This is a genomic window from Acinetobacter sp. ABJ-A23_2 (assembly GCF_044538765.1).
Lineage (GTDB): Bacteria > Pseudomonadota > Gammaproteobacteria > Pseudomonadales > Moraxellaceae > Acinetobacter > Acinetobacter nosocomialis_A.
On the sequence record NZ_JBIUCP010000070.1, the window covers coordinates 1 to 11972 of the forward strand.

10 protein-coding genes are annotated in these 11972 nt (G+C 37.2%); 3 read left to right on the top strand and 7 right to left on the bottom strand.

Annotated features, from left to right (window positions below; all coding sequences use genetic code 11):
- The first annotated feature begins 44 nt into the window (after positions 1–44).
- Positions 45–410, top strand: a complete 366-nt coding sequence (locus ACH63V_RS17095) for a hypothetical protein (protein WP_396464180.1) — start codon at positions 45–47, stop codon at positions 408–410.
- Between the two features lie 81 nt (positions 411–491).
- On the opposite strand, the gene ACH63V_RS17100 is transcribed toward ACH63V_RS17095, so the two are convergent.
- Positions 492–1652, bottom strand: coding sequence for a catalase family protein (locus tag ACH63V_RS17100; RefSeq protein WP_396464182.1), 1161 nt, complete (start codon positions 1650–1652; stop codon positions 492–494).
- A gap of 183 nt (positions 1653–1835) precedes the next feature.
- On the opposite strand from ACH63V_RS17100, the gene ACH63V_RS17105 reads away from it, so the two are divergent.
- Together ACH63V_RS17105 and ACH63V_RS17110 are read left to right on the top strand one after the other, a co-directional pair.
- Complete coding sequence (locus ACH63V_RS17105; protein WP_396464183.1) at positions 1836–3707, top strand: phage capsid protein; 1872 nt, start codon at positions 1836–1838, stop codon at positions 3705–3707.
- A gap of 228 nt (positions 3708–3935) precedes the next feature.
- The gene (locus ACH63V_RS17110) at positions 3936–5045 is read left to right on the top strand and encodes an S-(hydroxymethyl)glutathione dehydrogenase/class III alcohol dehydrogenase (protein WP_396464185.1); all 1110 of its coding nucleotides are present in this window, start codon (positions 3936–3938) and stop codon (positions 5043–5045) included.
- 57 nt (positions 5046–5102) lie between these two features.
- Here ACH63V_RS17110 and ACH63V_RS17115 read toward each other — a convergent pair whose 3' ends face one another.
- From ACH63V_RS17115 to ACH63V_RS17140, 6 genes are all read right to left on the bottom strand, one after another.
- Positions 5103–6080 carry a DUF4882 family protein gene (locus tag ACH63V_RS17115; RefSeq protein WP_396464186.1) on the bottom strand — a complete coding sequence of 326 codons (978 nt, stop codon included), beginning with the start codon at positions 6078–6080 and terminating at the stop codon, positions 5103–5105.
- Positions 6081–6188: 108 nt separating this feature from the next.
- The gene (locus tag ACH63V_RS17120) at positions 6189–7199 is read right to left on the bottom strand and encodes a fimbrial protein (protein ID WP_396464187.1); all 1011 of its coding nucleotides are present in this window, start codon (positions 7197–7199) and stop codon (positions 6189–6191) included.
- Positions 7196–9754 (bottom strand): fimbria/pilus outer membrane usher protein, encoded by a 2559-nt coding sequence (locus ACH63V_RS17125; protein ID WP_396464188.1) that lies wholly within the window; start codon positions 9752–9754, stop codon positions 7196–7198. Before ACH63V_RS17125 ends, ACH63V_RS17120 begins: the two co-directional genes overlap by 4 nt.
- A gap of 59 nt (positions 9755–9813) precedes the next feature.
- The gene (locus ACH63V_RS17130) at positions 9814–10548 is read right to left on the bottom strand and encodes a molecular chaperone (protein WP_263613740.1); all 735 of its coding nucleotides are present in this window, start codon (positions 10546–10548) and stop codon (positions 9814–9816) included.
- A gap of 87 nt (positions 10549–10635) precedes the next feature.
- The gene (locus ACH63V_RS17135; RefSeq protein WP_004708758.1) at positions 10636–11169 is read right to left on the bottom strand and encodes a fimbrial protein; all 534 of its coding nucleotides are present in this window, start codon (positions 11167–11169) and stop codon (positions 10636–10638) included.
- 463 nt (positions 11170–11632) lie between these two features.
- On the bottom strand, positions 11633–11923 hold the full coding sequence (locus ACH63V_RS17140; RefSeq protein WP_263613741.1) for a hypothetical protein: 291 nt from the start codon (positions 11921–11923) through the stop codon (positions 11633–11635).
- Positions 11924–11972 lie beyond the last annotated feature (49 nt).

Sequence of the window (11972 nt, forward strand, 5' to 3'; positions counted from 1 at the left end):
GATTTTATACTCATATTTTATAAAAAATTAATAAGGAGATAGCAATGCCAAAATACTTACTATTAGCACAAAAAATTTCTAAAAATATTAAACAAGATCACACGAACAATCATCTGAAAAACTTAAATAATTTAATCATAGAAATAAAAAAAGCCATTACGGGTACTGAGTTGAAGTTTTTATATAATTTTTTTGATTTCAGAGGTGCTCTTCTTAACTTTCAAGAGGAACTACCTTTTAGGTTCGATATTAGTTTGCTTCCCAACTATAAAAGTGAGGAAGATTTTATTTTATGGTTAGCAGATTTCATTGATCGAATCACTATCGATACAAGTAAAGGAGATTACACAATAAAAAAGAGGTTAGCCATTCCCAGCTCTATTGTTGAAAAACTGATATGTAGATCTTAACCATATAGCTATTTTTATAAATAAAAGCATAAAAAGAACTGTCTTACTTATCGGCAGTTCTTTTTATATTTAACTTGATTTCTAAGGTTCTTGTCGAGCTGCAGAGTTCATGTCATGTCTGACTTTACTTATATTTTCGTAAATAACTTTACGCATTCTATTTATTGCACCCAAAGGTTTATGCTCAGGTAAAGCATGCCAAGGCGTAAAGGAAAGATTTTCACAAAATTGATTTTGTTCAGGCGTATCAAAGTTTTGCTTTGGAATACGAATAGTCGCAACTTGATAAAAAGGTGCTTCTTTTTCTTTCCATTCTGTCATTGCATCTTCAACTTGCATTTGAGTTGAAGTTCTTGGTTGTATTAAAAATTCCATACAAACCTCTTGCTTCTGCAAGCTATCTTTTAAAGCCTCTCTTAAAAAATTATGGTTTGGATGATCAGGTAGAGCTGTAGACACCGCTGAGCAATTTCTTACAGAGTACTTAACAGCTTGACGGTCGTTACCTAAACCGAGTTGATAAGGCACCATAGACCAGTAACGTGCATATAAAGGATTAGAAATTTTAGAATTACGCGCTCCTAAGGCATTCATTGTTCCTTTAAGTCCTAAAGCAAACGGAATATGAAGCTTTCTAAAAGTACTTTCACTATTAATATCATGTATAAAAGACAGATATCTTTGCCCATCATTCACAAAAAAGACTGGGTGATTGATCATAATAAAATCTTGAGTTGTGGCTTCTTTTTCACTTTCTAAAATTTTCTCGCCGGGTACACCTAAAACTTTTATAGCCATGCCGCGGGCATCTTTTTCAATATCCGCTTGAGAGGCATCCTTGGATGCATTCGAAAAGCGAATCCACGCCTCATAGCTTTTATCGGGAACAAATACACCTTTTGCGAGTTGAGTTGGAATATTTTTAAGTACATGAAACTCGGCACGAACACAGCCATGTGCTTTCGGATGTGCATCTCTTAAGGCTTGGCCTGATGAGTATTCTTTTCGGATAGATTCTTCAATAACTGTCGATATTTGTTGTGCTGTCAGCTTTTCATTTGGCTGAAGTTTTTCACCCAAATACGTGTCTGGCTCTGGGTAAGATTTTGCAATACTAGAAGAAATAACAGTAGGTTTAGTATTCTTATAAAATGCGTTATCGTTGCAACCACTTAATAATGATAGCGCTGGAGTAAAAATAAGTAATACTCTAAAGTGCCTTAATTGAGAAAAATTTGGCATTCATTGCTCCTTATTGCAAAGTCCACTTTAGAATTAAAATAATGTGTTATTTTCATATTATTTTAAAGACAATAAGAATTATCTACTGTTAATAGATTAAACTCAATTGTTACTTATCTGAACAATATAAATAAAATTATTATTTAATATAAAGCTTCTTAAAACCATTAAGAGCAATATGACATGATAAATAATTCAGAAAATGTACAAAATAATTCTACTGTTTCACCTTATCCAATTACTCAAAATATACTTATTGATCGGTTCAGCCCAAGCTATTGGAGAATAGATGGCCCACAAAGCATGTCTTTTGCCATTACCAATTATGGCAATGGCTTTGAAGCATCTTTCCGCTCACGTATGACTACAGACTTAGCTGGTATTAGTTGGGACTCTTACGACTCTAAAGATCATAAATTGCTAGCTTATGAAACCAAGTATAGCTATTCGGGTGTGGTTTGGGACTTTGACATTGAGCTGTCACCCTCTATGCCTGTTTTAAATAATGAGTCATTAACCCCAACTCTAACGGTTTACTATAACGACAGTGGGGTAGATAAAATTGCATATATCGTTTTGTTCAACTACGCGAATACCCCATCTTCAAGATCTGCCCATATTCATATTAACTGGGATACAGTCAAAGCAGGCTTCTCGGCCACAGATAGCTTTCCTGTGACCAATATTCAGCGAATTTCATTTTCAGCGTTTACAAGTAGTTATAACGCACACTCATCATTGCCTTTAAGTCAGGCGGAAGATGGTTATATTCGAATTACCAATTCAGTCGTGACAGGTGTAAATGCCCAGTTAAATCTAAGCCGGGTGGTAGTACCACAGCATAATTATGGTTTATGTACCAGCTATGACGACCATTACGATCTGAATCCACAACGAATCGTCGATAACATGACTGCTTTGGGATATCACGGTTTTATTAACCATTACTGTGGTATGTCGCACTATCCGGAAATGATCTGGAGAAGTGATATTAATAGATTTCAGATTCCAGACACCTTAGTGACTGGACAAGATGTTGTTAACCCATGTACCCGTAAATGGCATGAGAAATATGCCCAAGCTCTACATAATGCAAATGTGCAACCCGTTTTTGGGGTAAGTTTTGAAATGTATTCGCTAGGAGCAAATGAGTTCTGGGCACAGCGTGACTGGAATAGTAATTTGGGTAAAACAGGCTACCAGCCTCCAAGTTATTTCTTCAGTTTAAGCGATCAAAATGCTTTGGCATATTTACATAAAGTTTTTATTGAGTTTGCAGATACCATGGTGACGGGTGGATGTGATGTCAACATGCAAATTGGTGAGCCTTGGTGGTGGTATAACACCGATACAAACTTACCATGTGTCTATGACTATCCAACCAAGTTAGCTTTTAATGCAGATACAGGCTTATATGCACCAGACTTAGGAACAATCTATGAGGCGATGAATAAAACAGGAACACCGTATGATGAATTTAAAACATGGTTAAGAAATAAGTTAGGGCAGACCTGCCAAGATATCCGAACAGCGATTAAAGCAAAATATGCAAATGCCCAAGTGTGTCCATTAATCTTTTTCCCATCTATTCGTTCTCCAATACAAACTCTTGCAACTTATATCAACTATCCAAGTGAACACTATTCATACCCTCATTTTGATTACATTATGACTGAAGCCTATGATTGGCTTTTAGAGGCTAAATTAGATTTAGCCCATCAGGCTGTTTCACAAATACCCACTCAAGATTTAGGCTATCCTGCCAATAAAGTTGCTTATTTATCGGGGTTTGTACCAGATGCATCTATTGCTTATATCTATGGGTTCGACAAAAACAAACCATATCGCACACCAATCTGGCAACGGATTTTTGGGGATATGAAAAACAACTTATCGCTTAGTCTAATGAAGCAATTTATCTGGGCATACCCGCAAGTGATGTTTGATTCGATTACAATCGATACTACTCAAGCTCCAGACGGCTTCTTTGTTGAAAATACGCTCTATACACCTATTAGCGATAACACACCATATCCACCGGATATTTACCTATAAGTAAATATAAAGTGTTTAATATAAATGATTTGATCAGAGAAGCTTCTTAACATAAGAGGCTCCTTCTTTTTGAAACACGGGCTTGCTTAGACGTATCTGACTGGCTATGCTGTGATGGATTGCCATGAAAGCCAATTTTAATTTAAGCAAAATTAAACTCTTGTATTACAGTTACATTATCTAATTTGCTCGACTATAAATACCGAATGATTTAAAGGAAACCCAAAGATGAAATCTCGTGCAGCTGTCGCCTTTGCCCCAGGAAAACCTTTAGAGATTGTTGAAGTTGATGTTGCACCACCTCAAGCGGGTGAAGTTTTAATAAAGATTACCCATACTGGTGTATGCCATACCGATGCTTTTACACTGTCTGGTGATGATCCTGAAGGTGTTTTCCCAGCAATTTTAGGTCATGAAGGTGCAGGGGTGGTTGTTGAAGTCGGTGAAGGTGTAACGAGCGTTCAACCGGGTGATCATGTTATTCCGCTTTATACAGCAGAATGTAAAGAATGCTTATTCTGTAAATCTGGAAAAACTAACCTGTGTGTTGCTGTACGTGCCACTCAAGGTAAAGGCGTTATGCCGGATGGCACCACACGTTTTTCATATAATGGTGAGCCGATTTACCACTATATGGGTTGTTCAACCTTTAGTGAATATACGGTAGTAGCCGAAGTATCTTTAGCTAAGATCAATCCTGAGGCAAATCACGAGCAAGTATGCTTGCTGGGCTGTGGTGTGACGACTGGTATTGGCGCCGTGCATAACACAGCGAAAGTACAAGAAGGTGATTCTGTTGCGGTATTTGGCTTAGGTGGTATTGGTTTAGCTGTTGTACAAGGTGCACGTCAGGCAAAAGCAGGGCGTATTATTGTAATAGACACTAACCCAGATAAATTTGAACTTGCCAAGCAGTTTGGTGCTACAGATTTCTTAAATCCAAAAGATTATGATCAACCTATTCAACAAGTCATTGTAGAAATGACAGGCTGGGGCGTAGATCATTCATTTGAATGTATTGGTAACGTCAATGTTATGCGCTCGGCCCTAGAGTGTGCACATCGTGGTTGGGGGCAATCTGTCATTATTGGTGTAGCGGGTGCAGGCCAAGAAATTTCAACTCGTCCGTTCCAGTTAGTGACAGGCCGTAAATGGTTGGGTACTGCTTTCGGTGGTGTGAAAGGGCGTTCACAGCTTCCAAAAATGGTCGAAGATGCTATGAAAGGTGAAATTCAACTTGAACCTTTTGTAACGCATACCATGCCTTTACAAGACATTAATACCGCTTTTGATTTAATGCTTGAAGGTAAATCAATCCGTACAGTCATTCATTTCTAAATGAAATAAAAAAAGGGCTGTGATTCAGCCCTTTTTTACGCTTCATAGTTTTATATTTCAAATAGCATTACCGCACATGTCAGTTGTACCCTGAGGGTAGTTGAACTGTAGAGCATTACGGTCTGTAATGAGTTCGTTAGACAACTCTTGTCCAAATAATTGATTAGAATATATTCCTATACTACTTGAGACAGAAAAACGTATATTCTCAAGTGGAGCAGGTAACGTAGATTGATACCCCTGATCAACACCATTTATAATAAAGCCAACCTGCTTAGTGTTCTGATTAATATATATACCTAATCTTTGGTATCCATTTGAATTATTTGTTATATTTTGACCCTTGTGGTATGGATTGTCAGGGCCGCTGTTATCACTAATTCGGTAGGCTACATAATAGTGTAATCTAGCAGGATTCTCACCAAAATCTGGGTCATACCCCCCCATATCAAACCAATAGTTGGATCTAATTGTATAACCATTATTTGTTATCCCACTAAATCCGATGCCAGAGTGGTAATAACTAGAATTTCCAAGTGATGAGCTCCCAAGAGTTGATGTTGGAATTTTAAGTTCCATTTCAAATGCAACAATACCCGTGTGAGGTATCGTTAAATCACCAATTTCATTAATCGAATTCGGACTATCTATTTTACTTGTAGCTACATAATCTACGTAGCCATACTCACTTTGTAACCTAGGTTCCACTTTAAAACCAAATTTTTGCCCACTTATTATTGGAAATATTTTCATAGACCAATAGTCAGAGTGTTCACTATTCCATAAATCATAATCTTCTTGAGTCGCATCAAAATTATATTTACAGACTGGGGCTGAAGAATTAAAGGAGGTAGTTTGAGCCAAAAGCATTTGAGGTGCTAATTTTTCATTCTTTGTAGTTGATGAAATGCTTTTAGATGCAACTTTTTGGTTAGATTCATTGCGCGGTGTTGTATTGGTATTATCAGAAGATACCTCATACATGGCCCAGCATAATGTAATTGCACTAACTGCAACGATACCTATTTTTTTCATAGATGTTCCTATAAAGTTAAGTATTAAGTTCTTAGAAAGTATTGATAAAAAGTTATTATTAGTTTTTAAATATTTGATATTTTTGAGTTTATAAACTATTGAATATGATTAATCATATTCAATAGTTACAGTTGCCATAGCACGAACTTTACCAGGTGAAACATTCGTTGCTGTTTGGTAGTAGCGAGCAGTCATTGGTACGTTATATTGAAGTGTCTGGTTAGAAGACAATGTACCTAAAGCGAGCTTATCTCCTTTTTTGATAACCTGATTTTTATTTTGATAATTCCAAAGTAACTGTACGCCAACACCGTTTGCTTTTTCAGAAGCTGCAGCTGTATTCGCTAAAACCTGATTGTTTGTACCATCTTGAGTAAAGTCATAGGTCAAACTAATAAGGTTTTTCTCTTCATAGCCGGTAGGGTTAATACCACCATTACAGAGAATATTCATATCAAAGGTTTGTTCACCTTGAGTTGAACCCACACCTTTAAAACCAGCTTTGGTAACTGTAGGAAGCTGTACAACCTTGTTAATGTTACCTTGTATTTCACATGAAGAAGATGCAATCGTAATCGCATTGGCATTAACAGTACTTGTTAAGAAAGGTTTATCTGGAAAGCCACGGACATAATAGCTACTGTATCTACCAGGTACTAAAGTCCCAGAACCTGTTTGTGATGCAATTTTAATGATTTCCACCACAAAATAACCCGACGCTAAAAAACGTCTACCAGAGATTCCACCGCGTTGATAAGGGTAATAACCAGAAAAGTTCGCATTATTTTCTGCTTCACGGTACAGGCGAATACCAATACCCGGAATATTCGTGGTATAGATGCTATTGCCTAAAGAGCTTAATGGATAAGCTTGCGTTAATTCAGCAATTACTGAATCTGTATAGTCACAATACCAAGCTTCTGTACCGTTACTACTAATAGGAAAAGTTGCTTTTCTTAAAACTGCACCGACTGGGTCGCTAGGGCGCACAACGACACGACCCACCGCCATAAGAACATCATTGGGCTTATAGTTAACTATCGTACAGGCTGCATTAGCTTCACCATACACGCCAAAGCCAGCAGTAAATAGAGCACCCGTTAATAATATTCTTTTCATTTGCAGACAGCCTCCGTCATTACCACGCTTTGTTGCTTATTTTGTAGCTGGTTACTTACATTGTACTCAACCGAACAACGCTCATTGCTTTCATCACCCCATTTTACATAGAGGCGATCTTGAGCTTGCGGGGTACGTAAGTAAATCATACTACCTTGTGCAACAATACCTACAGCTTCGTCTTTTTGGTTAAAGACTTGTGCAGCAAACGGTAGACTGTTGCCATCTACAGTTTTACTTTTAATATAAACCGCATAACCAGTTTTGGTTGCAAAGTCTACTTTAGCAATTGCGCCAGCAAATGGAGCAATACGTTGACTCGTTTCTTCAAGTTCTACTTTGCTAGACATTTCTTGAGGGTCAAGCGTAATGTCATTAAGACGGTATGGAGTAACATAAGGAACTACCGCATAACCTGCTTTATTTACACTTAGACCAACCGTATTATTTACTTTTGCTCCAGCTGCATCAGGTGCGTGTACAAGTACCATTGTTTGACCTTGTTCAGGGCCAAATAACACACCTTCTGAGTGAGCAACAATACTACCGCTTAAGCTCACCATTGCTTGCTGATAAGAGTCAGCTACGCTATAAGAACCACCAACAGTTGTATAGTTAGTACGATAACGACCATTTACGTTAAACGATGGGTTTGTATAGTCTTGATGCGACATAGAAGCACCGTAACTAAAGCGATCACCCACCATACCACTCGCACCCACTGTACGACTATCTTCAGATGCAGTAATGTTGACATTGACTGAGTTCTTCTTGAAGTTCATTGGGAAAGACAATGTCATTAAGTACTGAGTATCACGTGATTGAGTGTTTGAACCATATTCAACTTGACGGTTAATCGCAGACAAGCCATAAGTTAAACCATGGTAATTGTTGCTATAACCAATTTGATACTGTTTAGTCGTTTCGCTACGGTTCCAATAATCAACCCATGAACCTACCATATAAAAGTTACCCCAACCCTCAGGAAGGCCTTGGTTTAAGGTAATTTGGAATTCACTACGTTGGCGACCAGCAGAATAGGTATTTATGCCTTTGTCTTCTAAATCACGAATAAGAAGAGCATCACGTAATTTATAGAAGTTTTCAGTTGAGTAGCGATAAGCAGCAAGTGTTAAGTTCGTATTGGTTGGAGTAATTAACTTACTATAACTTAAACGGAAACTTTGCCCTGACTGGGAAGCTTGCTTTTCAAAGTCAGCTTCAGAGTGGGTAACGTCAAATGCAATTGCACCAATAGGTGTTGCAAAAGCGGCACCTAGCAATAAAGCTGTATAATTTTCAGAAGCCTGAATTCCGGTATAACCTGTTAAATAGTTGTTAATACCTTGTTGATATTTACCCTGAACCACCCACGGATTAAGATCAATATCACGGTCACGGAATTGACCTACAGTTAAAGAATAACGGTTCATACCAGGACGTAACATCTGTACAACAGATGCATAAGGCACGGCAAATTTTTGTACTTCACCATTTGCTTCAATAACAGTAACTTCAATCTCACCACCAAAACCAGTAGGGTATAGGTCATTAATTTCAAAGTTACCTGGTGCTACTGTTGTTTGATAAATAAGTTGACCTTGCTGGCGAACTTCAATTTTTGCATTGGTTTTAGCATTACCACGAATACGTGGAGCATAGCCAAGCATACTATTCGGTAACATTCGATCATCACTTGAGAAATCGATACCGCGATAGCCATAAGAATCAAATACTTCGCCGTTTGTAAAGCTATCCCCAAGTGTTAACACACCACGATATTTCGGGAATGCTCGCTGTAGGTAAGTACTTGTTTCTTCGTAACTTGATTTAGACTGATTTTCAGTAGGGGTATCTTGCCACTGCCACTGACCGTTATGACGTAATTGCCAGCCACCTAAATTTAGTCCGGCAGTGATTCCCATAAATGCATTTGACGTTTCACTTCGATCATTAGAATGAGTAAACGTCTTATAAGCACTACCACTATAAGATAAAAAGCCTGCATTAATACCACGATCCCATACACTTGGATCGACATAACCTTGCGCATTTTTTTGTAATGCGACTTGAGGAATTGAGATATCTACACGTAAGCGAGAGTTATCAAACTCATAAAATGCGTTTTCTACCCATTCTTCAATTTTGTAGCAAGTATTATTTTCTTTTTGAAGGGGAGCATGCTTAGTCAAAATCTCTTGTTTTACGCCGTATTCAAGAAGATTCATTCCCGTAAAGCAAGTCACCGCATTTTGCGTTGGATCTACAGCTTTAAAGACCATACGGCGTTTACCAAACCATTGACCATTTACATATACGTCAACGTTGTATTCGCCAGGTAAAACAGGGTTGCCATATTTAAAGCGAGAAATATCAACTTTTTTTGCATCGCCAATTAAAAAAGCAGAATCAAACTCAGCTTCCACAGGAGCACTCGCAGCTGTTTCTTCAGCGTGCACGAATACAGGCATTGTCATTGTAACAACACCAGAAGCCAAGTAATAACAAATATGGCGTTTTAATAATTTATAAGATTCTTGCCGTTTTTTTGGCATAGCTAAGTCCGCCTACTCACATAATAGGTGCTTAAAATTTATTAAAAATATAAATCTGATTATTGAAGTTTTATTGAGTGTTCGACTCGACCACCGTAGTCATTCACATTAATAAAACTCATATCCTGAAGATTGCCGTTCTTAAGCTGAACAGATGCATCAGAAAAAGGCTTAACCATGAGCCCTTCAGGTAATAAATCAACTTTTTTATCGCCCACTTTCTGAAAAACAGAAGTCATCGTGATATGAAAAGGTGTTGGATTTTTTACCGTTAAGTTTTGACCAGATTTAACCCATTGAAGCTTATCTGCTGCTAAGTTCGCGTCATCTTTAATCGAAGCTGGACGATAGAAGAATTTAATACGTGAGCGAATGGCTAATTGCAGAAAATTATCAGGTGTCGTATCTGAACTTTTTGAAGTTGGTCTTGGAGGAATATCCAAAACGTTTAACCACAAAACAGTTTCTTGCTTCTGATTTAACTGAGAAGCAGTGGGTAAAGCAGTGATACGGAAAGTCTGACTTTTTGTTGCTTCAACACGAGAAATTGGAGGAGCAATCATAAAAGGAACTTTTGATTGATCCGGAGTACTTTTTGGGTCGCCTTCATCAATCCAAGCTTGGACAAGAGCTGGTTTTGAACCGTTATTGCTAACTTGTAGCGTAACTTCGCGAGCATCCGAAGGATAAATCACACGAGTGCCATGAATTACAATTTCTGCATGAGAGGCAGGTGCGGCTACCGCTGAAGCAAATGCCAAACCTAACAAAAAATTATAACTGTTCAATTTCATTTCAGGAGTCTCAACCAAGGAAGTTCGGGAAAGCGTTACACAAAAATAGGGTCTCTATACGAATATAGAAACCCTACCATCCATCAATTATTGATAGATAATTGTGTATTGAACAGAAGTGTTCACTTTGCCAGCAGTAGAAGCGCCAGTTGCATAGTATTCAGCATAGTAGTTAAGGTCTGCACTACCAGCTGCTGCAACGTCAACCCATTGAGAGTTTGCTTGAGCGCCATTTGCACCAGCAGCAAGAACTGGAATTACTTGGTTGTTGCTACCTAAAAGTTGAACGTTAACGTTTTTAGCACCAGTAGCGTCTTGGTTAAGTAAACGACCAGTATTGAAGTCAACTGTTGCACCTGGTTCGAAGTAAGTCGCAACTTTACCTTCTGAACAGTTAGCTAATTTGATTTGGAAAGGAGTACGGCCAGCAACGTTACCAGCTGCAGCTAAAGTTTGTTTAGAAACAGTTGGAAGAGTAACTGTGAAGTCTTTACCAGCAGGTGTAACGATGTCACAAGTTTTGTCTGTTACTAAACCATTAATTGTAATTGTACCATCAGCAGCTTGAGCGTTCGCAATCCCTACAACTGAAAGAGCAGCGATCAAAGCAAGTTTTTTCATAGTGTTTTCTCAAAAGTCTGGATAAAAGTTTAATCTGTTACTTTTCCAGAAGTTGGCATCTTGAAAAGTAATGCGGCGATACTAACACTTTTTAAACAAAATGCAAACTTCATCACACTATTTTTCCATAATAAGAAAAATTTTTAATCATTTGATTTACAACAATGAATACTATTTTTAATATAAATTACTGTTTTTAATATAAAAATTAAATAATAGCTGGCTATAAAAACAACTGTAAAAGAAGCAATACAATTAAGGGAAATTATTTTAAGGAAAATTTAATGAAGTGATTATATAGAACTATTTATCTTTGTGTTTAAAAAAACGTGAATAATTTAACATTTTTTAGAGAAAAGAGCGAATTTTTAATTTTGGCTAGATTGCCATATGAAAATCGGAAATTCGCTCTTGAGCTATACCTATCTATTAAAGATAAATAAGACTTAGTTGATGTGAGCTATCAATGATAGTTAACGAGAACAACCTTTTTATTAGCACTTATGGTTTCGATACTCGTATCCATTTTTTCAGTATGTCTTGCTAAGTTGAATACATTATCTTTGCTTAAATATTGAGTATCAATAGTCGTATTCAGAGTATTGATTTGAGCACACTCTTTTTCAACATTTATTGTAGAACAAGTATCTTCAACAATATTTCCTTTAATCATTATTGTGTTATTCGCATAACAAAATAGTGGGGAAGTGGAAAGTACCGCCAAAACTACAATTTTAAATATATTATTTTTCATTTTATATATACCTATTTATTAAATAGTTAATATAAGAGATACAATACTT